This is a genomic window from Amycolatopsis tolypomycina (assembly GCF_900105945.1).
Taxonomy (GTDB): Bacteria; Actinomycetota; Actinomycetes; order Mycobacteriales; family Pseudonocardiaceae; genus Amycolatopsis; species Amycolatopsis tolypomycina.
This window is the reverse complement of record NZ_FNSO01000004.1, coordinates 4988281-5012076: the sequence shown is the minus strand read 5'-3', so window position 1 is coordinate 5012076 and position 23796 is coordinate 4988281. Positions and strand designations below refer to the sequence as shown.

Genomic DNA, 23796 nt, shown 5'->3' with positions numbered 1-23796 from the left:
CACGATGACCGGCGTCCGGCCACAGTGGACCGGTAGGGTCCGCGTCGTGACCGGCGAGGCAGGGGGAAGTGCGTGAGTCAGGCGACGACCAGCAAGACACCGGCGACGTCGCCCGCGCATGACGTCGTGCGACTCGGGCTCGTGGTCGGCGCGCTCGGCGTCGTCTTCGGGGACATCGGGACCAGCCCGATCTACACGCTGCAGACGGTGTTCAATCCGGCCGATCCGCACCCGGTGCCGGTGAGCACGGACAACGTGTTCGGGGTGGTGTCGCTGATCTTTTGGTCGGTGATGATCATCGTCACCGTCACGTACGTGCTGCTCGCCATGCGCGCCGACAACGACGGTGAGGGCGGCATCATGGCCCTGATCACCCTGCTGCGTCGCTGGGGTGCGCAACGCGGCAAACGCGCCGCCGTCGTGCTGGCCGGGCTGGGCATCTTCGGCGCCGCGTTGTTCTTCGGCGACAGCATGATCACCCCGGCGATCTCCGTGCTCTCCGCGGTCGAGGGGCTCAAGGTCGTCTCCGACGGTCTCGAGGACTGGATCGTGCCGATCACCGCGGTGATCATCGTCGGGTTGTTCCTGGTGCAGCGGCGGGGGACGGCCGCGGTCGGGCGGGTGTTCGGGCCGGTGATGATCGCCTGGTTCGTCACCGTCGGCGGGTTCGGCGTGGTCGGCATCGCCGGGCACCCGGACATCCTCAAGGCGCTCTCGCCGACCTATGCGATCGGGTTCATGGCAGGTCATTTCGACATCGCGTTCTTCGCGCTGGCCGCGGTGGTGCTGTCGGTGACCGGTGCCGAAGCCCTTTACGCCGACATGGGCCACTTCGGCCGGCGGGCGATCACCCGTGGCTGGCTGCTGCTGGTGCTGCCCGCCTGTGTGCTCAGCTACCTCGGCCAGGGCGCGCTGATCCTGGAGAACCCGGCGAACGTCAGCAGCCCGTTCTTCCTGCTCGTACCCTCCTGGGCGCGGCTGCCCCTGGTGGTGCTGGCGACGGCGGCGACGGTGATCGCGTCCCAGGCGGTGATCACCGGCGCGTACTCGGTCGCCGCCCAGGCCGCCCAGCTCGGCTACCTGCCGCGGCTGCGGATCGCGCACACCTCCGAGACCGAGCGGGGCCAGATCTACGTGCCGTGGATCAACTGGCTGCTGATGGTCTCGGTGCTCACGCTGGTGTTCGCCTTCCGCAGCTCCGCCGCGCTGGCCTTCGCGTTCGGCATGGCGGTGACCGGCACGATCACGATCACGACCCTGCTGTTCTTCTACATCGCCCGGTCTCGGTGGGGAACACCGCGCTGGCTGATCGGGGTCGGCGCGACCGTGCTATTGGGCGTGGATTTGCTGTTCGTGGCGGCCAACCTGACGAAGCTGGTGCACGGTGCGTGGTTGCCGTTGCTGATCGGCTTGACGGCGTTCACGATCATGACGACCTGGCAGCGTGGCCGCCGGATCGTCACCGCCGAGCGGGAGCGCCGGGAGGGTTCGCTGCCGGAGTTCGTCGAGGGACTGCGCGAGGCCCCGGTGCAGCGGGTTCCGGGGACGGCTGTGTTCCTCAACCGCGGCGGGCAGACCGCGCCCTTGGCGTTGCGGGCGAACGCCGAGCACAACCACGTGCGGCACGAGCACGTCGTGATCCTGTCGCTGGAGACCGAGCCGGTGCCGCGGGTACCGGTCGAGCAGCGGGTGACCGTCGAAGACCTGGGCCACGCCGACGACGGGATCGTCTTCGTCACCGCTCGCTACGGCTACATGGAGACCCCGGACGTCCCGGGCGCGCTCGCCCGGCTGGACCCGGCGCAGACCGAAGGCCGGCTGCAGCTGGACGAGGCGTCGTACTTCCTGTCCAAGATCGAGCTGCAGCGCGGTCCGGAACCGACCATGGCGAGCTGGCGCAAACGGCTGTTCATCGCCACCTCCTACATCACAGCCGACGCCGCCGAGTACTTCGGCCTGCCGCGCGACCGCACGGTCATCATGGGCTCGCACATCGACGTGTGAACCCGGTCGCGTCCGATGCGGATGGTCACAGCCAGTTATTGCGCCGGAAGGTCCGGTACAGCAGGAGGCAGGCGAGCAGGACCACGCCCATCACGAGCGGGTAGCCGAACGTCCAGTGCAGCTCGGGCATGTGGTCGAAGTTCATCCCGTAGATGCCGACCACCATTGTCGGCACCGCGACGATCGCCGCCCACGCGGTGATCTTGCGCATGTCGCCGTTCTGTTGCAGCGACACCTTCGCCGCCGTCACGTTCACCAGCGTGGTCAGCAGGTCGTCGAAGCCGGCCACCCGCTCGGCCACGACCGTCAGGTGGTCTTCGGCATTGCGGAAGTACGAGCGGATCTGGTCGGGCACCACTCGGTCCGCCCCTTCGGCCAGCCGGCGCAGCGGTGCCTGCAGCGGGGCCACCGCGCGGCGTAGCTCGAGGATCTCCCGTTTCATCAGGTACATCTGCTCGACTTCGACAGGGCTGCGCGGGGCGAACACCAACGCCTCGATCTGGTCGATGTCGCTCTCGAAGGCCTCGGTCACGGCCAGGTAGTTGTCGATGACGTGGTCGGTGAGCCCGTACAGGACCGCGGCGGGCCCGGCTTGCAGCCGCTCCGGAGCGCCTTCGAGGTCGGCGCGCAGCACGCCCAGCTGGGAGTGGTCGCCGTGGCGGACGGTGACGACGAAGTCGTGGCCGACGAACGCCATGATTTCGCCGCTTTCCACGATCTCGTTCGCCGTGGTGGGTGACTCGTGCTCGACGTACCGGACGGTTTTGAGCACCATGAAGAGCGTCTCGCCGTAGCGGTCCAGCTTCGGCCGCTGGTGCGCGCACACCGCGTCTTCGACGGCCAGCTCGTGCAGGCCGAACGTCGCGGCTATGCCCTGGATCTGGTCGGCGCCGGGCTCGAACAACCCGATCCACACGAAGCCGGTGCCGCGCCGGCGGACTTCGGCGATGGCTTCGTCGTGGGTCCAGCGCCCGGGCTGCCGGACGCCGTCGACGTAGACCGCGCAGTCGACCACCGAGGTCAGTGACGGCCTCTCGCGGCTCGCCGAGGGGTCAGTGGCCGGGGACGTCATTCACGCCACCTTGCCAGGTGTGGTGCTCACGGTGCCCGGTGGCCTTGGTAGCCGATGACGGTTCCGGCGAAGCGGTCGGCTTCGCCGCAGGGGTCGGCGTGGGCGGACAGCTGCGGGTCGGTGGCGTCGACGGTGACGGCGAGAATGGTGTCGTTCGCGACGCCGACGTCGACGGTGCAGCGGCCGGTGCCGGTGTCGCGGTGGATGCCCGGGTAGCTGTGGACGTCGGTGGGGTCGAAGCCGGCGATGGTGGCGCGGTGCTGGTAGAGGTTCTCGAGCCCGCCGGAGGTGACGTGGACCGCGGCCTGGTAGGTGAGCGCCTGGGTGTCGCTCGGGGTCCAGACGCAGGCCGGTGGGTGCACGACGCCGGGAGCGGTGACGAAGTAGTGCGCGAGCTGTTGGGCCGGCAGTAGTCCACACGGGGCCGCCGCGAACGAGGTGAGGTCGATGGGGTCTGCGGCGATGGGAGGCGAGAGACGCTGCGGCCCGGCCGGGGCGGAGGTGCAGGCGGTGAGCACGCCGAGCAAAACAGCGATGATCGATACAGCGTTGATCGACACAGCGTTGATCGACACAGCGGCGGCTGCTCGCATACCCCGGTCTCCTTCTCCTCGGCGCGGGTTCAGGATGGCACAGCGGCGGCCGGACGGTCCGGCGTTCACCGGACCGTCCGGACTGGTGATCAGGCTGGAGCGCGCTCGGCCGTGGCCCGGTGGGCGGGGTCGAGGGCGATTTGCCCGGTGTCGGTGTCGAAGTCGAACAGCTCTCCGTAGCGTCCCCAGTCGATCGCGGTGTCGAGCTGTTGCTGGGCGTCCTCGGCGGAGAAGCCGCGGCGGAGCAGGTCGAGGAAGAACCCGGCGCGCAGGCTGCCGTCGGCGCTGGCCGCGAGGGCCTTGTAGATGGTGCGGACCAGCGGGGCGCGGTCGCGGGCCTGTTCGGCGAAAATCTTCTTGCTCTGCTGGATGTCGGCGGTGGTGAACGCCTGCCCGATCGGGGTGAGGTGGAGGTCGGCGCCGGCGACGAACAGCAGGCCGAGCTGCGCGGCTGCGTCGACGAGGGGCAGCAGGTCGTCGACCTCGAAGTTGAGTTCGGCGGCGAGGTCGGGCAGGTCGGCGCGGCCACCGCGGGCGTGGACGATCTCGGCGAGCCCGGCCAGGCCGCCGACCGACGCGGCGGGCAGCGGCCGGGCGGTGGGCGTGGCCTCGGTCGGCTCGGGCTCGGTGAGGTCGGGTTTGCGGCCGGTGAGCAGGTCGTAGAGCCGGTCGACCAGCGCGGCGAACGCGGGTGATTTGCGGTCGCGGGGCCGGGCGAGGTCGATGGTGACTTCGGCGCGGAGGTGGCCGGGGTTGGCGCCGAGCACGAGGACCCGGTCGGCGAGCTGGACGGCTTCTTCGATGTTGTGGGTGACGATGCAGATTGCCTTGGTGGGGAACCGCTGTCCGGTCCACAGGCTCATCAGCTCGGTGCGCAGGTTCTCCGAGGTGAGGACGTCGAGGGCGGAGAAGGGCTCGTCCATGAGCAGCAGGTCGGGTTCGAGCACGAGGGCGCGGGCGAACCCGACGCGCTGGCGCATGCCGCCGGAGAGTTCTTTGGGGTAGGCGGATTCGAAGCCGTCGAGCCCGATCAGGTCGATCGCGGCCAGCGCCCGCTCGCGGCGTTCGGCCGGGGGGACGCCGCGAGCGGCGAGACCGAGTTCGACGTTGTCCTGCACGGTCAGCCACGGCATCAGCGCGAACGACTGGAACACCATCGCGGTGCCGGGGTTGGCGCCGTTGAGCTCCTCCCCGCGGTAGCGGACCGAGCCGCCGGTGAGGGCGATCAGCCCGGCGATCGTGCGCAGGAGGGTGGACTTGCCGGAGCCGGAGCGGCCGAGCAGCGCGACGATCTCCCCGGCGCGCAGTTCGAGGGTGATGTCGTCGAGGACGCGCAGTTCGTCGCCTTCCGAGCCGGTGAAGCTCTTGCTCACCTTCTCGACGGTGATCAACGGGGTCATGGGAGTGCCCTTCGCAATTCGGGGTTTCAGAGGGAGAAGCGGCGTTCGGCCAGGGTGTAGAGGCGGCGCCAGAACAGGCGGTTGAGGCCGACGACGTAGAGGCTCATCACGGCGACGCCGATCAGGATCCGGGCGGCGTCGCCGGTGCTGGTGGCGTCCTTGATGTAGGCGCCGAGGCCGGTGGCGGTCAGGGTGGTGGTGCCGTAGCTGACGATTTCGGCGACGATCGAGGCGTTCCAGGCGCCGCCGGCGGCGGTGATGCCGCCGGTGACGTAGCTGGGGAAGATCGCGGGCAGGATCAGCCTGCGCCACCACAGGGCGCGCGGGAGCCGCAGGTTGGCGGCGGCTTCGCGCAGGTCGTGGGGGATGGCCGAGGCGCCGGCGATGACGTTGAACAGGATGTACCACTGCGCGCCCAGTGCCATGAGCAGGATCCCGCCCCAGTTCAGCGAAATCCCGGTGGCGACCAGCACGCCGGTGATCAGCGGGAACAGGAAGTTCGCCGGAAACGATGCGAGGACCTGCACGACCGGCTGCGCCAGCCGGGACACGCGCGGGTTGAGCCCGATCCACACCCCGACCGGCACCCAGACCACCGTCGCGACGAGCACCAGGACGACGACCCGGCCGAAGGTGACCAGGCCGAGCAGCAGCGCGTGCCCGACTTCGCCGAACCCGGCGGTGCCGGCGATGAACCCGAGCATCCGGGCCACGCCGTACCCGATCAAGGCGAGCACGACCACCGCGAACACGACGTCACCGACCCGGCGCCGGACCGGAGACGTCCGAAGCGGGTACTCCGCGCGCCCGAACACCGCCATCACCCGGTCGAGCGGGAACACCAGCCTCCCCAGCAGCCGGCCCAGGAAAGCCGGAATGCGGGAACGGCGCAGCAGGGTGAGCGTGACGCTGCGAGGTGTCTCGGCGGCCTCGGACTCCTCGACCCGGAACCGTTCGGCCCACGCGGTCAGCGGCCGCCAGAACAGCACGTTCACCCCGACCACCATGACGATCATCACCGCGATCGCGAGCAGCACCTTGCCCAGGTCGCCCTCGCCGGTGGCGGCGGCGACATAGGCGCCGACGCCGGGCAGCGCCCAGTTGTGGTTGTTGACGCTCAGGGCTTCGGAGGCGACGAGGAAGAACCAGCCGCCGCCGAAGCTCATCATCCCGTTCCAAGTCAGCGGGATCATCCCGCCCGGCACGTCCAGCCGCCAGAACCGCTGCCACTTCGACAGCCGCAGCAGCCGCGCCGCCTCGTCCAGCTCCCGCGGCTGGGACACCAGCGAGTGGTAGAAGGCGAAGGTCATGTTCCAGGCCTGGGAAGTGAAGATCGCGAAAACCGAGGCGCACTCCAAGCCGAGCTGCGAACCCGGGAACAGCGCGATGAACCCGGTGATCGTCACCGACAGGAACCCGAGGATCGGTACCGACTGCAGGATGTCCAGCAACGGGATCAGGACCTTCTCCGCCCGGCGCAGCCGGGCCGCGGCGGTGGCGTAGACGAAGGTGAACAGCACCGACACCACGAGTGCGGCGAACATCCGCAGCAGCGATCGCGCCGCGTAGTAAGGCAGTTCCGCCGGGTCGGTGGACACTGTGGACGGTGCGGTGACCTCGTCCCACGGCACCGTGACGCCGTGGGCGAGCCGCACGATCAGCCACAGCAGCGCCGCGGCGCCGAGGAACACCACGACGTCGGCGGCGGTCCGCCGGGGCCGGGCCAGCACCCCGCGGCTGGGAAAATCGCGCAGCAAAGACATCAGTTTTCTTCTCCGTGTCGAGAGACGGCTACAGCCAGGTGGCCGTGCGGCGCACGTACAGTCGTTTGATCAGCTGCGCGGCGAGCGCATAGGTGAGCAGGATCGTTGCCAGCCAGGGGAAATAGCTCATGGGTAACGGGGTCAGGTGCAGGAACCCGGCCAGCGGGGACACCGGCAGCGCCAGCGCCGTCAGGGCCGCGATCGGGGCCGCGAGCAGCACCGGCCGGGACGGCCGCGAACCGCGCCCTGAAGCCGCGCGGCTGCGCAGAGCGAGGACGATCAGCAGCTGGGAGAGCAGGCTTTCGACGAACCAGCCGGTCTGGAACGCAAGCGGATCGGTGCTCGCGTCGAACGCCCACCACAGGACCGCGAACGTCGACAGGTCGAACAGCGAGGACAGCGGCCCGAACACGAGCATGAACCGGGCCAGGCCGCGCGCGTCCCAGCGTCGCGGCGCGCGCAGATAGTGCTCGTCGACCCGGTCCCAGGCCAGCGCGAGCTGCGCGGCGTCGTAGAGCAGGTTGGCCACCATCAGCTGGACCGGCAGCATCGGCAGGAACGGCAGGAAGGCGCCCGCGGCCAGCACCGTCAACACGTTCCCGAAGTTCGAGCTCGCGGTGATGTGCACGTACTTGAGCGTGTTGCCCAGCGTCCGCCGGCCCTCGACGACCCCGCGGGCCAGTACCCCGAGGTCCCGTTCGAGCAGCACGAGGTCCGCGGCGTCCTTCGCGACGTCGGTCGCGGTGTCCGGGGCTATCCCGACGTCGGCGGCCCGCAGCGCGGTGACGTCGTTGACGCCGTCGCCGACGAATCCGACCGCGTGCCCGTTCTCCCGCAACGCGGTGACCAGCCGGGCCTTGTGGGCCGGGGTGAGCTTGGCGAACACGGTCGTGCGCTCGGCGAGTTCCCGCAGTTCGGCGTCGTCGGTGACGTCGATCCGGTGGCCTGGCACGATCTCGCCGACCGGGACGCCGACATCCTGGGCGACGCGGGCGGCGACGTGCCGGTTGTCCCCGGTGAGGATCTTGACCCCGACACCGTGCTCGGCCAGCGCGCGGACGGCCGCGGCGGCGCCGTCGCGCACGGGGTCGACGAACCCGACGAACCCGACCAGCACCAGTCCACGTTCGTCGTCCTCGCCGTAGCCGCCGGGGCGGGCGGGCAGTTCCCGGGCCGCGACGGCGAGGATTCGCATCCCGTGCTCGGCGTAGCCGCGGACCAGCTCTTCGGTGTCGCGGCGGAGGTCGTCGGCCAGCGCGACCACGGCGCCGAGGCGGTGGGCGTGGCCGCAGCGCGGCAGGATCTCGTCCGGATCGCCCTTGGTGATCAGCAGGTGCTCGTCGCCGCGGCGGACGACGACGGTGGCGCGGCGGCGGGTGTGGTCGAAGCCGATCTCGTCGACCTTGCTGAACACTGCCTCGGTCGCCGGCGCGTCGTCGTCGGCGAGCTGCGCGAGGATCGCCTCGTCCAGGCGGTCGCGCCGGTCGGCCTGGAAGTGCACGGCCAGGTGGGCGTACTCGGCGGCCTCGCCGTCCGGGCGGCCGGCCAGGTCGATGCTGTGGGCGTAGGCGGCCCGGTCCTCGGTGAGCGTGCCGGTCTTGTCCACGCACAGCACGTCCATCGCGGCGAGGTCCTGGATCGCGTTGAGCCGCTTGACGATCACCCGCTGCCGGGAGAGCCGCACCGCGCCGCGCGCCAGGTTCGTCGTCACGACGACCGGCAGCATCTCCGGCGTCAGCCCGACCGCGACGGCGAGGGCGAACGTCGCCGCCTGCGCCCAGTCGCCCGTGACCGTGCCGTTGACGACCAGCACGATCGGCACCATCACCAGCATGAACCGGACCAGCGTCCAGCCGACCCGCCGCACGCCGGCGTCGAAGCTCGACTCCGCCCGCGGTGCGGCGGCCTGCGCGGCCAGCATGCCGCCGTATGTCCCGGCGCCGGTGGCGGCGACCACCGCGGTCGCGGTCCCGCCCACCACGGACGTCCCCGCGAACACCAGACCGGGCGCGTCCACCAGCTCCGGCCGCGGCGCCGCGTGCCGAGGCCGGGTGGGGACGCGCTTCACCACCGGCAGCGCCTCGCCCGACAAGGCCGACTGGTCCACTATCAGGTCCGCGGCGGCCACCACCCGCAAGTCGGCCGGCACGACGTCACCGGGACCCAGCAGCACCACGTCGCCGGGCACGAGGTCGGCCACCGGCACCTCACGCTCGACACCGGGAAACCGCTCACCGGCCCGGCGCCGCACCGTCACCGTCGTGCTGACCCGCGCCCGCAACGCGGAGACCGCGCGCTCGGAGCGCGTCTGCTGCCAGAACCGCAAGACGACGCTCAGCAGCACCATCACGCCGGTGGTCAGCGCCCCCCGCGCGTCACCGACCACCACGAACACGACCCCGAGCCCGGTCAGCAGCGCGACGAACGGGCTGCGCGCGGCCGCCCAACCCCGCCGCAGCCGCCCCGGGGCACCAGCCGGTCCGGCGTCGTTGTCAGCGCACCGGCCGAGCCGCTCGGCGGCGTCCGTCTCGGTCAGCCCCTTGGGCGAGCTCTCGAGCTGCTGGAAGACGGTGAGCACGGGGGCTTCACCCAGCCCGGCCAGCAGGTTGTCACCGATCGTGCGCTGGGCACGTACGGCAGGAAAACGGGTCATCGGGGGAGGTCCTGTCCATCGAGGTCGGAGCCACCAGAACGGCGGCGGGCCCGGACCACACGGACGTGCCCGGCCTACCCCGGCTCGGCGGGAAAGGACCGGATCGCCGCGCGGCCGCGGCAACTACTTCCTTCGCCGGTCACCCGGCTCACCTCCTTCCCCGGACACGCGCCACCACCCGGCAGGGCGGCGGCCGGGACCCAGTACAGCGCACCAGGACCGGAACAGTCAAACACTTGTCCAAGTGACGGGGGGTGAGTCACACTGCCCGGACACCCGGAAGGATGAACCCGTGACCGCCCCACCTGATCCGCTGCCACCCGACGTGCTCCAGGACGCGGCCGCCACCTTCGGCCTGCTGTCCGGAACGGTCAGGCTGCACCTGCTCTGGCTGCTCACCCGGTCCGAACACGACGTCGGCACCCTCGCCGAGGAAACCGGGCAGAGCGTCGCCACGGTCAGCCACCACCTCGGCAAGCTCAAACTCGCCGGCCTGGTCCGCTCCCGGCGCAAGGGCAAGCACCAGATCTACATCCTCGACGACCCCCACGTCGCCGACATCGTCCGGCTCGCCGTCGAGCACCAGCAGGAACTCCACGCGAGACCGGGGCAGAGGCGGCAAAGTCGAGACGTTCGGCTCGCGTAGCAACGCCGTCGGCCGGGAGGTTGGGCGAAGCCGAGTTGATTGGCGTCAGGCGAAGCATGCCGAAAATAGAGGGCTTCCCGATCGTCACGATCAGGTCACCCTGACGAGCTGCCTTCGTCGCTTGATGATCAAAAACGAGGGAGTATTCATGCTCCATGAACGGTGTCGATTGACACCGAATCAGGGTAAGGGCGAATGCAAACATCCCAGCTTGATCGACTGACGCCGCCCCACCTCTGGAACCTCCAGTCAACCGGAGGGTTCTTGGTTCGGGTCCAAGCGGGGAGCAGCGGCCCAGGCCGTCGTCGCGCAGGCGACGGGCGACGCCTCTGACCGGTGGTCGACGTCCCCGGTCAGCCGGTCGTTTGAACTTCAACACGCTGATCAAGCGAGCATTTGATCGCTGCGCTCCGGTGCATGTACCGGCACGCTGTCGCCGATCAGCTGATCGCCGAGGCGGACAACCCGGCGACACGCGTTCCCAAGCCTCGGCGGCCGGCCAGCACCCGACGAGCCTTGCCGAACGATCGGCTCGCCGAGATCAACGACGTCGCCGCGGCGACCGGAAACGACCCGGAACTCGACCTGCTCATCCTGCGGCTGCACACCGAGAAGTGGACGCGCTTGGGCAAGCACCTGCCGTGGGTCGCGAGGCAGGGGGTCACCACGCACTGGCTACGGCACACGACCCTGACCTGGGTCGAGCGGAACTTCGGGTACGGGATCGTGCGGGAGTATGCGGGACATACCGGTAAAAGCGACGCCGGCACCACGACCACCTACGTCCGCGCCGATCTCCACGAAGTCGGTGCTGCTCTTGCAGCCATGACGGGGGAGCCCCACCCGCTCGCGGCACGCCGCCAGCGAGACCTGTCCAGTGCGCGGCAATATCAGCGGGCCGCATAGGTTCGGGCCTCGATCAGCGGCAGACTCGACCATCTCAGGAGTGGCCTGACACGAGGGATCACCGACCGGTCGCGGTGACGATCGTGTTCGCGAGCTCCACCGAGGAGAAGGGGTTCTGCCCGGTGTAGAGGTTGCGGTCGACGACGACGTGCGACGACCACGGCGCCGCCGCGACGAAATCCGCTCCGAGGGCTCGGAGGCGGTCCTCGACCAGCCATGGGGCTTTGGCCGCGAAGCCGTTCGCCGCTTCTTCGGCGTTGGTGAACGAAGTCATGCGGTAGCCCGCGAAGGGCCACGAGCCGTCCGGGCGCTCGGCTGCGAGCAGGGCGGCGGGTGCGTGGCAAAGGACTCCGAGGATCTTGCCGGCGTCGAGGGTGGAGGTCAGGAGCCGGCCGGTGGCGGGGGAGACGGCGAGGTCTTCCATGGGGCCGTGTCCGCCGGGGACGAACACCAGGTCGTAGTCCTCCGGGTTCACCTCTTCGAGCCGGGCGGGGTGGTCGAGTTCGGCCTTGATGCCGTCGAGGTACTCGCCGAGCCGGTGGGCGCGCTGCTCGTCGCCGCCGTTGCCCGCCGCGGACCGGCTGGTGCCGTCCACCGTGGGCGCTACGCCACCCGGGGTGACGACCGTGATCGTGAAACCCGCTTCGCGGAAGATCCGGTGCGGCTCCGCCAGCTCCTCGGCCCAGTAGCCGGTCGGGTGCTTCGTGCCGTCGGTCAAGGTCCAGTGGTCCGCTCCGGTGACCACGAAGAGTGCCTCGGTCATACGTCCAGCCTTTCCCGCCGGTGTCGATCTTGCTCCCGCATCGTACGAGGCCACTCGGGCGCACGCAGGACTGTCGATCGAACTTTCGGAAAACGCGTTCCGAACCGATGGCCGGGTCAGCTGCACTTCGATCGAGGTAGATCAGTCGAAGGGGTGTTGCCGGTCGGAGTTTTGCGGCATCATGGGCCGACAGGTCGGAAAACGCTTTCCAAGGCATCGGAGCCACCGGACGGGCGGGAGAACCATGACAGGCATGCGACGCTTCACCGGAAGAACCTCCGTCTGGCCGGCGCTGGCCGCCGCGGTGCTGGCCTGCGTCGGGTTCGCCCCCGCCGCCCAGGGGGCGGACACGCCGCCGAACCCGCTGGACAAGCCCGGGTGGGTACTCGACCGGCACGACGAGTTCAACGGGAGTCTCGACCCAAACCTCTGGGTCACGCACTACCTGGAATCGCGCACGCCGGAATGGCGTTCGCGTGCACGGTACGGGTTCCGCAACGGCGCCCTCGTGCTGCGGATCGACGACGACCAGCCGACCTACTACGCCGGCGATCCGATGAAGGTCTCCAGCATCCAGACCGGGCAGCGGACCGGACTGCACAAGACCTCCCCGCAGGACCACACGATCCCCGCCGTCTGGAAGTACGCGCCCAAGTACGGGTACTTCGAGATCCGCGGCAGGACCTCCGCGAGAAGCGGTCTCCACGCCGCGTTCTGGACGGTCGGGAAGCAGGACACGGCGACCCAGAACGCCGAAATCGACATCATGGAGCACCCGGGCCGCACGCCGCGCAACTTCAACTTCAGCCTGCACAAGTGGTCGGATCCGGCTGTCCCGGAGGTCAACAACTCGATCGGGACCGGCTTCGACCTGGCGGGCGGGATGCACATCTACGGGCTCGAGTGGACGCCGACGCAGCTCAAGCTCTACGTCGACAACAAGCTCACGAAGACGATCAATGCCTCCCCGGCCTACGCCTCGGTGTTCCTGCTGGGCATCTACGAGAACGCGGGCTGGACGGGCACCGTGGACCCGAAGGACCCGAGGCCGAAGGAGTTCGTGGTCGACTACTTCCGGGCCTACCACAAGGCCTAGCCGCGCCGAGGAGTGCTTTCCCGCAGGACGACGCTCGTCGGCAGCCACACGAGCTCGGGCTCGTCCGCCCCGGCCAGTGCGAGTTCGATTGCGCGCAGGCCCATCGCCCGCGTGGGCACGGTGACGGTGGTCAGGGCGGGGTCGACGTCGACGGCCGCGGCGACGTCGTCGAACCCCGCCACGGCGAGGTCGCGTCCGGGAACCAGGCCCGCGTCGCGCAGTGCTCGCATGGCGCCGATCGCCATGACATCGTTGACCGCGAACACGAGCTCGATGTCGTCGCTGCCGCGGCCGAGCAGGCCGGTCATGGCAGCGTGGCCACCGTCTTCGGTGAATTCGGCTTCGACCGCGTCGAGCGCCTCGATCCCGGCCCGGGCCAGCCCGGCGGCGAACCCGTCCGCTCGGTCGCGGGAGGTGTGGAGGGCGTCCGGCCCACGCAGGATGGCGAATCGCCGGTACCCGTGCGCGACCAGCGCGTCCGCCAGTGCCTCGGCCCCCGCGCGGTTGTCGATCGTGACGGTTCCGTGCGGCAGTCCCGGCTGGCTCACTACCGCCACGCGTCCGCCCGCGGTCCGGTACGCGCGCAGCTCCCCGGCGAGGGTTTCCTGGTCGTCCCCGATCCGGCTGCCGGCGAGCACGATGGCGTGCGGCCGGTGGCCACGCAGGATCGAAACGATCTCCAGTTCCCGGTCCGGTGACCGGCCGGTGACCGCCATGGTCACGGTCAGCCCCGCGGCCTCGGCGCCTTCCACGATCCCCGCGGCGATGGAGGAGAAGTACGGGTCGGCGATGTCGTGCACGATCAGCGCCACCGTCTTCGTCGAGCCCCGGGCGGTGGCCTGCGCGGAAAGGTTCGGCGCGTAGCCGAGCCGCTCCGCGGCCTGGAGCACCAGGGCCAGCTTCTCCGCACTGACGGTGCGGGTACTGCCGTTGAGCGCGCGCGAGGCCGTGGCCGCCGACACGCCTGCTTCCCTGGCGACGTCCAGCAGGGTGGGGGAGGAGCCGGTGCCTTGCTCTGTCATACGGGGCGAACTCTTTCCCTTGCTTCGCGAGGTTCTTGTCAAGCCCGACGATAGGTGATGGAATACGTTTTCCGACAGTGACTCGACGATGACAGGCAATTCCCCGGCGGCTGCCCGGAGCTTATGGTGTCCGGACGTCGGCGCGTTCGAAGTGGGGTGGGGATGCCGCATCCGGCACGGGACACGGTGACGCTGCACGACGTGGCGGCGGCGGCCGGGGTGTCGCTGGCCACCGCCTCGCGGGTGCTGGGCGCCAGCTCACGGACCGTTGCGCCCGAGTACCGGGAGCGCGTGCTGGCTGCGGCCGAGCGGCTGCGGTACACCGCGGACGCGTCCGCGCGGGCGATGCGGGGGACGAGCGGGTCGCTGGCGCTGGTTGCCGATGACCTCACCACGCCGTCGATGGCGATCGTGGTGTCGGCGATGGAGCGGGCGGCCAGTACGACCGGCGCGTTCGTCACGGTGTCGGCGACCCACGGCGATCCCGGGCGGCAGCTGGAGACCATCCGCAACGTCCGGGCGCTGCGGCCGCGGGCGCTGGTCCTGACCTCGGGCCGGGTGGAGGCCGGCGCGCTGGCCGGCCGGCTCCTCGAAGAACTGCGCGCCTACGAGCGCGACGGGGGGCGGGTGGTGGTCGTCGGCGACACGGACCTGCCGTTCCACTCGGTCGGGTTCGACAACCGGGGCGCCGCCCGCCGGCTCGGCGAGTTCGTGGCCGGGACGGGACACCGGCGCGTCACGATCATCGCGGGCGCCCGTGACCAGGCCGCTCCGGCCGCCCGGACCGCCGGGTTCCTCGACGGGCTCCGGGCGGGCGGTGTCACGGAGGCCGAGGTGCGGATCGTGCACTGCGCGGTGAGCCGGGAGGGCGGTATCGAGGCGGGCCGCCGGCTGGTCGCCGAGGGGCTGGCCGGGACCGACGCCGTGGTGGCGGCCAACGACCTGATCGCGGTCGGCGTGCTCCGGGCCTTCCGCGAGGCGGGGGTGTCGGTGCCGGCCGACGTGTCGCTGACCGGGTTCGACGACATCCGGCTGGCGGTCAACGTCACGCCGAGGCTCACCACCGTGGCGCTGCCACTGGCCTACGCCGGCACCGAGGCGATCCGCCTCGCGCTGGGCGACCCCGGAGCGATCACCCACGTGACCGTCGAAGGACGCCTGGTGGTCCGGGACAGCACCGCCGAACGCACCCGCTGATCGGCTCTTGACGGTCGGGGTGTCGCGCGCCACACTCCAGGAATGCGTTTTCCGAGACTCGCCGAAGAGTCGACGGGGTGAGCAGCCTCGACGAACTCCGTGGACTGCGGCGCCGCGGCGTGCGGTCCTCCGGGCGGAACAACAAGGCCGCGTTCTGGTTCCTGCTGCCGTGGTTCGCCGGCCTGGTGTTCTTCACCGCCGGGCCGATCGCGGCGTCACTCGGGCTCGGGTTCACCAAGTACAACCTGATCCAGCCGCCCCGGTTCATCGGGCTGGGCAACTTCGCCCGGATCTTCACCGACGAACGGCTGCACAACGCATTGGGCGTGACCTTCACCTACGTCCTGGTGTCCGTGCCTTTGCAGCTGGCGTGCGCACTGGGGATCGCGATGCTGCTGGACCGGGGTATGCGCGGGCTGGCGTTCTACCGATCGGCGTTCTACCTGCCGTCGCTGCTGGGCTCGAGCGTCGCGATCGCGGTGCTGTGGCGGCAGATCTTCGGCACCGAGGGACTGGTCAACCGCGCGCTCGGCCTTGTCGGGATCAGCGGGCACGGCTGGATCTCCGACCCGTCTTCCGCGCTGTCCACCCTGATCGTGCTCAACGTGTGGACGTTCGGCGCGCCGATGGTCATCTTCCTGGCCGGGCTGCGGCAGATCCCGGCGATGTACTACGAGGCCGCCGCCATCGACGGTGCGGGCCGGTGGACGCGATTCCGGCGGATTACGCTGCCGCTGCTGTCACCGATCGTCTTCTTCAACGTGGTGCTGCAGATCATCCACGCGTTCCAGTCGTTCACCCAGGCGTTCGTCGTCTCCGGCGGCACCGGCGGTCCCTCGGACTCCACCATGCTCTACACGCTTTACCTGTACCAGCAGGGTTTCGCGCGCTTCGACATGGGTTACGCCTCGGCGCTGGCGTGGTCGCTGCTGCTGATGATCGCCGGGATCACCGGTCTCAACTTCTGGGCGTCGAGGTTCTGGGTGTTCTATGACAACTGAGCTCACGCGCCTGCGGGCCGCCGGCAAGCACCTCGGCCTGGTGCTGCTCGCCGTGGTCATGCTCTACCCCGTGCTGTGGATGGTCGTCAGCTCGCTGCGGCCGAACGACGAGATCTTCCGCAGCCCCGGCCTGGTGCTGGACCACCTGCGGGTGCAGAACTACGCCGACGGCTGGAACGCGCTCGCGTCGCCGTTCGGCCACTACCTGATCAACTCGGCGATCGTCGTCCTGGGCTGCATCCTCGGCAACCTGGTGTCCTGCTCCATGGCGGCTTATGCGTTCGCGCGCTTGGAATTCACCGGCAAGCGCTGGTGGTTCGCCGTCATGCTCGGCACCATCATGCTGCCGATCCACGTGATCATCGTGCCGCAGTACATCCTGTTCTCCCAGCTGGGCTGGGTGAACACGTTCCTGCCGCTGATCGTGCCGAAGGTGCTGGCCACCGACGCGTTCTTCGTCTTCCTCATGGTGCAGTTCATCCGCGGGCTGCCGCGGGAGCTGGACGAGGCGGCCCGCATCGACGGCTGCGGGCACCCGAGGATTTTCCTGCGCGTCATCCTGCCGCTGATGAAGCCGGCGCTGGCCACCACGACGATCTTCACGTTCATCTGGACGTGGAACGACTTCTTCAGCCAGCTGATCTACCTGACCGACCCGCAGATGTACACCGTGCCGGTCGCCCTGCGCTCGTTCGTCGACGCCACGTCGACCACCTCGTGGGGCTCGCTGTTCGCGATGAGCGTGCTCTCACTCCTCCCGATCTTCCTGGCCTTCCTCTTCGGACAGCGCTACCTCGTCCGCGGAATCGCCACGACCGGGGGCAAGTAGCCCCGGAAAGGAAACAAGGCCATGCGGACGAGACACCTCGTGTGGGCGGTCCTGCTGTCGATGACCGCGTCCTTGGCGGTCGCTTGTTCGTCCTCCTCAGGCGGGGGTGACGAGCTCTCGGCGGGGCCGGTGACGCTGCGCTTCTCCTGGTGGGGCGCCGACGACCGGCACAAGCGGACCCAGCAGGTGATCGAGCTGTTCCAGAAGAAGCACCCGAACATCACCGTGCGCGGGGAGTTCAAGGACTGGAACAGCTACTGGGACAGCCTGGCGACCACCGTCGCGGCGAACGATGCGCCGGACGTCATCCAGATGGACGAGCTCTACCTGGCTTCCTACGCCCAGCGCGGCGCGTTGCTGGACCTGAACACCGAGAAGTCGCACCTGAACACGGCCGACTTCGACGCCAAGGCGCTGGCCACCGGTGCGATCGACGGACAGCAGTACGGCTTGCCGGTGGGCCTCGGCTCGTACGCCATCGTGGCCAACACCGACCTGCTGGCCAAATACCACGTCCCGCTTCCGAACGACAACACCTGGACGTGGGACGACCTGAAGCGGGTCGGGGAACAGGTGTCGAAGGCCGGCGGCGGCTCGGTGTGGGGCGTGCAGTCGCCCGGGTTCAGCGACGCAGGCGGGCTGCAGGTCTGGGCCCGGCAGGCGGGCGGGTCACTGTTCGACGACAAGGGCAACGTCGCCGTCAAACCCGAAGTCCTCACCCGCTACTTCGCCTACCTGCTCGACCTGGCCCACGGTGGGGCCGCACCGCCGCCTTCGGTCACCATCGAGAAGGCGGGCGGCACGCTCGCCCAGACGGCCGTGGCCACCCACGCGACCGCGTTCGGCTTCTGCTGGAACACCCAGCTGACCGCGCTATCGGCGGCCAGCGGCCAGAAACTGAAGCTGCTCAGGATGCCCGGTGAGGCCACGACGCCCGCCGCGTACTACAAGCCCTCGATGTTCTGGTCCGTCTCGGCTCGTTCGAAGCACCCGGCGGAAGCCGCGCTGCTGCTGGACTTCCTCGCCAACGACCCGGACGCGGCGAAGATCATGCTGACCGACCGCGGCGTCCCGGCCAACCCGAAGATCCGCGCGGGCATCGACGGCAGTCTCAAGCCCACCGACAAGGCCGCGGCCGACTTCCTGAACCAGCTCAAGGTCAGTGACCCGCCACGGGTGACGCCCAACGGCGCCAGCACCGTCGAGACGATCCTCAAGCGGCACGCCGAGGACGTCCTGTTCGCCCGGGCCACGCCGGACGCGGCCGCGAAGGCGTTCCGCACCGAACTGCAGGCCGACGTCGACGCCGCCAAGTAGGTCTCCGGACCGGAGAAGGGAGCGCCATGCCGGCGCGGATCCACCGCACCGCGATCGTCGGAACCGGGGCGATCGCGAACGCCCACGCCTCGGCCGTACGCGCCGCGGGCGAGCGGGCCCGCCTGGTCGCGGTCGTCGACCTCGACCTCGGCCGGGCCCGGGCCTTCGCCGCCGAGCACGGCGTTCCCCGCAAGTACCCGAACCTGACCGAGCAGCTCGCGCACGAGGACGTGGACCTGGTGCACCTGTGCACCCCGCCGGGGCAGCACGCGCCACTGGCGATCGAGTGCCTGGACGCGGGGGTCACCGTGCTGGTGGAGAAGCCGCCGGCGCGGTCCCTGGCGGAGATGGACGAACTGGTCGCGGCGGAGCGGCGTTCGAGTGCCCAGGTCGCCACCGTCTTCCAGCACCGTTTCGGGGCCGCGGCCGTCCGGCTGCGCGCGTTGACCGAAGCGGGACAGCTGGGCAGGCCCTTGCTGGCCACCTGCGCCACTCTCTGGTACCGCGACGACGACTACTTCGCGGTGCCGTGGCGAGGGTCCTGGGACAGCGAGGGCGGCGGCCCGACGATGGGCCACGGCATCCACCAGTTCGACCTGCTGCTGTCCGTGCTCGGCCCCTGGCGGGAGGTCCGGGCGCTCGCCGCGCGGCAGGCGCGCGCGGTGAGTACCGAGGACGTGTCGATGGCGCTGGTCACCTTCGCGTGCGGAGCGGTGGCGACGGTCGTGAACTCCGTGCTCTCGCCGAGAGAGACGTCCTCGCTGAGATTCGACTACGAGCACGCCACGGTGGAGGTGGAGCACTTGTACGGCTACACCGACGAGGACTGGACGGTGACCCCGGCCCGCGGGCACGAGGACGCCCTGGCGCGGTGGCCCCACGGCAAGCCGAGTTCACCCAGCAGCCACGAAAGCCAGGTGGTGGCGGTGCTCGACGCGCTCGACCGGGGCGACCCGCCGCCGGTGACGAGTGCGGACGCGCGGAACACCATGGAATTCATCGCGGCGCTGTACGCCTCCGCGTTCACCGGGCAACCGGTCCAGTGTGGAGAGATAACTCCGGAGAGCCCGTTCTACCAGCGGATGGACGGCACCGGAGCACCGTGGGCGGTGGTGGCCCGATGAACCTCGCCATCGACCGGGTGGATGACGTCCTGACGGTGCGCGCCGGGGATGCCGAGCTGTTCCGCTACGTGTACCGGCCGGAGGGATCGGCGTTCGAAGGCCCGAAGCCGTACCTACACCCCGTGCGCACGCTGGCGGGCGACGTCGTGACGGCCTACCGGCCGAACGACCACCGGTGGCACAAGGGGATCCAGATGACCGCCACGGACGTGTCCGGGCAGAACTTCTGGGGCGGGGTGACCTATGTGCGGGACCGCGGCTACCTGGAACTGGCGAACGTCGGCACCATGCGGCACGAGGAGCTGGTGCCGCACGCCACCGGCTTCGCCGAACGGCTGACCTGGCACACCCAGGCCGGCGAGCACTGGGTGGACGAGATCCGGGAGCTCGCCGTTCAGGACGTCGAAAGCGACTCGTGGGCCTTGCGGTTCAGCACCGAGCTGACGAACGTCCGCGGCGAGCCGCTTGTCTTCGGCAGCCCGACGACGAGCGGGCGGGACCTGGCCGGGTACACGGGACTGTTCTGGCGCGGGCCGCGGGCGTTCACCGGTGGGGAGGTCATCGCCGCGGACGGGCAGGGTGGTCCGGAGATGATGGGCAAGGGGGCGTCCTGGCTCGCCTATGTCGGGCAGCACGACGAGGTGGACCGGGCGTCGACGCTGGTGTTCCTCGACCACCCGGGCAACGAGGTCACGCGCTGGTTCGTGCGCACCGACCCGTTCCCCGCGGTGAACCCTTCCTTCGCGTTCTTCGACAAGCTCGTCCTCGAGCCGGGGGAAACCTTGCGACTGTGTTACCGCGTCGTGGTGGGGAACGGAGCGTGGGACCGGGCACGCATCGAGTCCTATGTGGATAGCCATCAGTGGCAGCGGCGCGATTCGATGAATTCGACCGACGGGAACGAATAACTCCAATCAATGGAGTCTTGTCAGGACGGCGCATATGAGGTTCCATTATCACCAATACCGCGCATAGGTTTTGAACGTTCAATTCGGACCCGCGCGGCTTGTCGTCGATCAAGGGAGATCGAATGACCGGTTGTGGAACTCCGGACGAAAAGCCAGGAATCGGCTCGACCCGGCTGGCGCGCCGCAGCGTGCTCCTCGGCGCGGCCGCCGGCGTGGGCGCGCTCGCCTTGGGAGCGCATACCGCGAATGCCGCGGCCGCCTTCTTCAAAGGCGCCGACATCAGCTGGGCGCCGCAGATGGAAGCCCGTGGCTACACTTGGAAGAACGCCGCCGGGCAGAGCCAGGACCTGCTGACCATCCTCAAGGGCTACGGCATCAACGCCATCCGGTTGCGCACGTTCGTCAACCCGCCCGGCGACCCGGCCAACGGCCACTGCAGCATCACCGAAGTCGCCACCTTCGCCAAGCGGATCAAGGCTGCGGGTATGGCCATCATGCTGGACTACATGTTCGGCGACACCTGGAACTCCGTCGGCGTGCAGAACCCGCCAGGGGCGTGGAAGAACATGAACTACAACCAGATGTTGTCGGCCATGAACTCCTACGTCAACCAGACGATGAACGTCATGAAGAGCAACGACGTGCTCCCCACGTGGGTTCAGATCGGCAATGAGATCAACAGTGGCATCTGCCGCCCGATCGGCGGCGTTTCGAACCCAGGTCAGATGACCGGCCTGCTGAATGCGGCCTACAACCAGGTCAAGCAGGTCTCGCCGTACACGACCGTGTGCATCCACCTCGCCCAGCCCCAGAAGTACGATTCGATGCAGACCTTCTTCAGCCGGTACGCGGGCAACGGCGGCAAGTGGGACATGTCCGTGTTCTCCTCCTACGGCAGCGCGAGCCTGGCTGCCGGGATCGTCGGGAACATGAAGAAGATCTCCGACGCCTACCGCAAGCCGTTCATGCAGAGCGAGTTCGGCGGTCCCGTCAGCAAGGTCTCCGCCACCAAGGCCTCATTGGTCGCCTACCTCAACGCGCTCAAGAGCAACGGCGGGCAGGGCCTCTTCTACTGGGAACCCGAGGGCTACTCGCCGTTCACCGGCTACGCCAACGTCGCCTGGGACGCCGCCACCCGCCGGCCCACCGCCATCATGGACGGGTTCCGGTGAGCCGGGTGCGGCGCACTGCCGGAGCCGCCGTGCTGCTCGTGGCCGGGCTCGCCGTGACCGAGGGGGCTGCCGGCGCCGCCACGCCGACCGCTGTCGACTACTCCTTCAACGTCGCGCCCGGCGACTACGAGGTCACGGTGAACTTGGGCAGCGCGAGCCAGGCCGCGCAGACCGGTGTGCAGGTCGAAGCGCGCCGCACGATGCTCGCGCCGGTGAGCACCCGCGCCGGGGAGTTCCGCCGGGAGGTGCTGGCGGTGAACGTGCGCAGCCCGGAAAGCATGCCCACCGGCGAGGAGGGAACGGGGAAGCCCGGCCTGCAGGTCCACCTCACCGGAAGCCGGCCTGCCGCGTCGAACGTCTCCGTGACACCCGTGCGCCGGCCCCGGCTGTTCGTGATCAGCGACTCCACCGCGTCGGACTGGCTCAACGGCCCGAAGCGGGGCTGGGCGCAGAAACTGCCGCAGCTGCTCAAGCCGGGGACCGTGGTCGCCAACTACGCGGACTCGGGGGAGAGCACCGTGAGCTGGCTGAGCAACCCGCGGCTGTTCGCCACCGTGCAGCCGTTGATCCGGGCCGGCGACCAAGTGCTGATCCAGCTGGCGCACAACGACAAGACCACGCCCGAAAGCACGTTCCGGGCCAACCTGGGCAAGCTCGTCGACGGCGTCCGTCAGCGTGGTGGGCTGCCCGTCCTGGTCACCCCGCCGGTGCGGCACCTGTTCGGGGCGAACGGCAAGCTCACCCCGACCGGACTGGTAGTCAACACCCTCGGTGTCGACCTGCCCGCGGTCATCCGCGACGTCGCCGGCAAGCTCGGCACGCCGTTGGTCGACCTCACCGCGCGCAGCCGGGCCCTGCTGGAAAAGCTCGGAGAAAGCGCTTCCTGGCCGATCTACCTGACCACTCAGCACGACGGGGTCCAGGACTCGACGCATTTCTCCGAGCACGGCGGAACGGTCATGGCCGGCCTCGTCACCCAGGGCATGGCCGACGCTCACCTGCCCGCCGCGGCGTTTCTGCGGACGGGCGCCGCACCGGCCTGTGCGGCGCGGCCGGCGAGGCCGGCCGCGGCGGCAGCGTCCACGGTCAAGGTCTGGCTCGCTGGTGACTCGACGATGGCAGATCCGAGGTCGTCGTGCCCGGTCGGCTGGGGCAACCGGTTCGACGCGCTGTTCACCGACCAGGTGAGCGTGGTCAACAAGGCCGTGTCGGGCCGCAGCATCCAAACGTGGCTGTACGAGTCGAACGTGACCGGCACCAAGAACTCCGCCGGTGAATGCGTGGTGAGCCCGAACGCGTTCGCCCAGCGGTGGCGGGACATGCTCGATCCGGTGAACGGGATGCACGCGGGCGACTACCTGTTCATCCAGTTCGGCATCAACGACGGCGATGCGAACTGTCCGCGGCACGTCGGCTCGGCACGCTACCAGAGCCTGCTCACCATGATGGCCGACGCGGCGAAGAGCCGTGGCGCGCACCCGGTCCTGCTGACCCCCGTCGCGGCCATCACCTGCAGCGGCAGCACGGCCGTCGGGAACCGGGGGTTCCTCACTCCGACCACGGCCGCGGGCACCGCCACCGGCGCGCCCGTGATCGACCTGCACAAGCTGAGCTACACCCTCTACAACGCCCTCAAGCTGTGCCCGAACGACGGTGACTACAGCAAGGGTGCCGTAGGTGCGTTCTTCTGCAACGACCACACGCACTTCGAGGCCGCGGGCGCGGACCGGATCGCGCGGGTCGTGGCGAAGGCGCTGCGCGACCAGAAGATCGGCCTCGCCGGCTACCTCAAGTAGCCGCCCACCCCTCACCCCGGGAGTCAGTCATGACCATGCAACGCCGGACGTTCCTCAGCATGACCGCCGCCGGCGCGGCGGGCTGACCCCGGTCGAGCGCCGCCACTTCGGCAGCGCGGGCGTCATCGCCCCGTCGCACGGAGCCTACCCGGGGGCGATGCGCGAACTCGCGGCGGCCAAGCGGGTGCCGTTGGTCGACCTGACCGTGCTGAGCACGGCGCTGTGGAACCGCGCGGGCGTCGAAGGGACGAAGAACTACTTCATGATCTTCCCGGCGGGCAAGTACCCGAACTACCCCAGTGGCAGCGCGGACAACACGCACTTCCAGGCGCTCGGGGCGATCGAGGTGGCCCGGCTCGTCGCCACCGCCCTGCGCGACCAGGGAGCGGTGCCCGCCGCCGACTTCCGGCAGCTCACCGCGAACATTCCCACCAGCGCGATCGTCTGGCCCACGACCGCACCCTACCGAGTACCGCGGCTGCGGTAGCGAGATGACCGCGCGGGGTTGACGATTTCCGGGGCCGCGCCGCCGAG

At 69.6% G+C, this 23796-nt stretch carries 20 protein-coding genes; 13 read left to right on the top strand and 7 right to left on the bottom strand.

The window, feature by feature from the left end:
• Positions 1–72: 72 nt before the first annotated feature.
• Complete coding sequence (locus tag BLW76_RS32395) at positions 73–2004, top strand: potassium transporter Kup (RefSeq protein WP_091314594.1); 1932 nt, start codon at positions 73–75, stop codon at positions 2002–2004.
• Positions 2005–2029: 25 nt separating this feature from the next.
• On the opposite strand, the gene BLW76_RS32390 is transcribed toward BLW76_RS32395, so the two are convergent.
• The 5 genes from BLW76_RS32390 to mgtA form a co-directional block, all read right to left on the bottom strand.
• Entirely contained in the window at positions 2030–3076 is a 1047-nt protein-coding gene (locus BLW76_RS32390; protein WP_091314592.1) for a magnesium and cobalt transport protein CorA, read from the bottom strand.
• A 26-nt stretch (positions 3077–3102) separates the two neighbouring features.
• Complete coding sequence (locus tag BLW76_RS32385; RefSeq protein ID WP_091314589.1) at positions 3103–3669, bottom strand: DUF3558 domain-containing protein; 567 nt, start codon at positions 3667–3669, stop codon at positions 3103–3105.
• 89 nt (positions 3670–3758) lie between these two features.
• Positions 3759–5069, bottom strand: a complete 1311-nt coding sequence (locus BLW76_RS32380; RefSeq protein ID WP_091314587.1) for an ABC transporter ATP-binding protein — start codon at positions 5067–5069, stop codon at positions 3759–3761.
• 26 nt (positions 5070–5095) lie between these two features.
• Positions 5096–6832, bottom strand: coding sequence for an ABC transporter permease (locus BLW76_RS32375; RefSeq protein WP_091314584.1), 1737 nt, complete (start codon positions 6830–6832; stop codon positions 5096–5098).
• 28 nt (positions 6833–6860) lie between these two features.
• Positions 6861–9485, bottom strand: coding sequence for a magnesium-translocating P-type ATPase (gene mgtA / locus BLW76_RS32370; RefSeq protein WP_091314582.1), 2625 nt, complete (start codon positions 9483–9485; stop codon positions 6861–6863).
• A gap of 292 nt (positions 9486–9777) precedes the next feature.
• Here mgtA and BLW76_RS32365 point away from each other — a divergent pair, with 292 nt between their 5' ends.
• Complete coding sequence (locus BLW76_RS32365) at positions 9778–10131, top strand: ArsR/SmtB family transcription factor (protein ID WP_091314580.1); 354 nt, start codon at positions 9778–9780, stop codon at positions 10129–10131.
• 417 nt (positions 10132–10548) lie between these two features.
• Entirely contained in the window at positions 10549–11037 is a 489-nt protein-coding gene (locus tag BLW76_RS32360) for a hypothetical protein (RefSeq protein WP_091314578.1), read from the top strand.
• 58 nt (positions 11038–11095) lie between these two features.
• On the opposite strand, the gene BLW76_RS32355 is transcribed toward BLW76_RS32360, so the two are convergent.
• Complete coding sequence (locus tag BLW76_RS32355; RefSeq protein ID WP_091314577.1) at positions 11096–11800, bottom strand: type 1 glutamine amidotransferase domain-containing protein; 705 nt, start codon at positions 11798–11800, stop codon at positions 11096–11098.
• A 253-nt stretch (positions 11801–12053) separates the two neighbouring features.
• Here BLW76_RS32355 and BLW76_RS32350 point away from each other — a divergent pair, with 253 nt between their 5' ends.
• Positions 12054–12896, top strand: coding sequence for a glycoside hydrolase family 16 protein (locus BLW76_RS32350; RefSeq protein ID WP_143060726.1), 843 nt, complete (start codon positions 12054–12056; stop codon positions 12894–12896).
• Here the strand turns inward: BLW76_RS32350 and BLW76_RS32345 are convergent.
• Positions 12893–13918: a LacI family DNA-binding transcriptional regulator gene (locus BLW76_RS32345; RefSeq protein WP_091314572.1), complete on the bottom strand. Its 1026-nt coding sequence runs from the start codon at positions 13916–13918 to the stop codon at positions 12893–12895. The two genes, BLW76_RS32350 and BLW76_RS32345, sit on opposite strands and share 4 nt — an antisense overlap.
• A gap of 162 nt (positions 13919–14080) precedes the next feature.
• Between BLW76_RS32345 and BLW76_RS32340 the strand changes: the two genes are divergently transcribed.
• The 9 genes from BLW76_RS32340 to BLW76_RS32290 all read left to right on the top strand — a co-directional run bounded on the left by BLW76_RS32340 (position 14081) and on the right by BLW76_RS32290 (position 23749).
• Positions 14081–15115 (top strand): LacI family DNA-binding transcriptional regulator, encoded by a 1035-nt coding sequence (locus BLW76_RS32340; RefSeq protein WP_167384808.1) that lies wholly within the window; start codon positions 14081–14083, stop codon positions 15113–15115.
• 77 nt (positions 15116–15192) lie between these two features.
• On the top strand, positions 15193–16116 hold the full coding sequence (locus tag BLW76_RS32335; RefSeq protein ID WP_091314568.1) for a carbohydrate ABC transporter permease: 924 nt from the start codon (positions 15193–15195) through the stop codon (positions 16114–16116).
• Positions 16106–16945: a carbohydrate ABC transporter permease gene (locus BLW76_RS32330; protein ID WP_091314565.1), complete on the top strand. Its 840-nt coding sequence runs from the start codon at positions 16106–16108 to the stop codon at positions 16943–16945. Before BLW76_RS32335 ends, BLW76_RS32330 begins: the two co-directional genes overlap by 11 nt.
• Positions 16946–16966: 21 nt before the next feature.
• On the top strand, positions 16967–18262 hold the full coding sequence (locus BLW76_RS32325) for an ABC transporter substrate-binding protein (RefSeq protein ID WP_091314564.1): 1296 nt from the start codon (positions 16967–16969) through the stop codon (positions 18260–18262).
• A gap of 26 nt (positions 18263–18288) precedes the next feature.
• Positions 18289–19386: a Gfo/Idh/MocA family protein gene (locus tag BLW76_RS32320; RefSeq protein WP_091314561.1), complete on the top strand. Its 1098-nt coding sequence runs from the start codon at positions 18289–18291 to the stop codon at positions 19384–19386.
• The gene (locus tag BLW76_RS32315) at positions 19383–20294 is read left to right on the top strand and encodes a DUF6807 domain-containing protein (protein WP_091320147.1); all 912 of its coding nucleotides are present in this window, start codon (positions 19383–19385) and stop codon (positions 20292–20294) included. The genes BLW76_RS32320 and BLW76_RS32315 overlap by 4 nt, the downstream gene beginning before the upstream one ends.
• A 122-nt stretch (positions 20295–20416) precedes the next feature.
• The gene (locus BLW76_RS32310) at positions 20417–21466 is read left to right on the top strand and encodes a glycosyl hydrolase 53 family protein (RefSeq protein WP_091314559.1); all 1050 of its coding nucleotides are present in this window, start codon (positions 20417–20419) and stop codon (positions 21464–21466) included.
• A gap of 5 nt (positions 21467–21471) precedes the next feature.
• Positions 21472–23262 (top strand): GDSL-type esterase/lipase family protein, encoded by a 1791-nt coding sequence (locus tag BLW76_RS50035; protein WP_244170427.1) that lies wholly within the window; start codon positions 21472–21474, stop codon positions 23260–23262.
• A gap of 157 nt (positions 23263–23419) precedes the next feature.
• Complete coding sequence (locus BLW76_RS32290; RefSeq protein WP_208613440.1) at positions 23420–23749, top strand: SGNH/GDSL hydrolase family protein; 330 nt, start codon at positions 23420–23422, stop codon at positions 23747–23749.
• Positions 23750–23796: the final 47 nt, after the last annotated feature.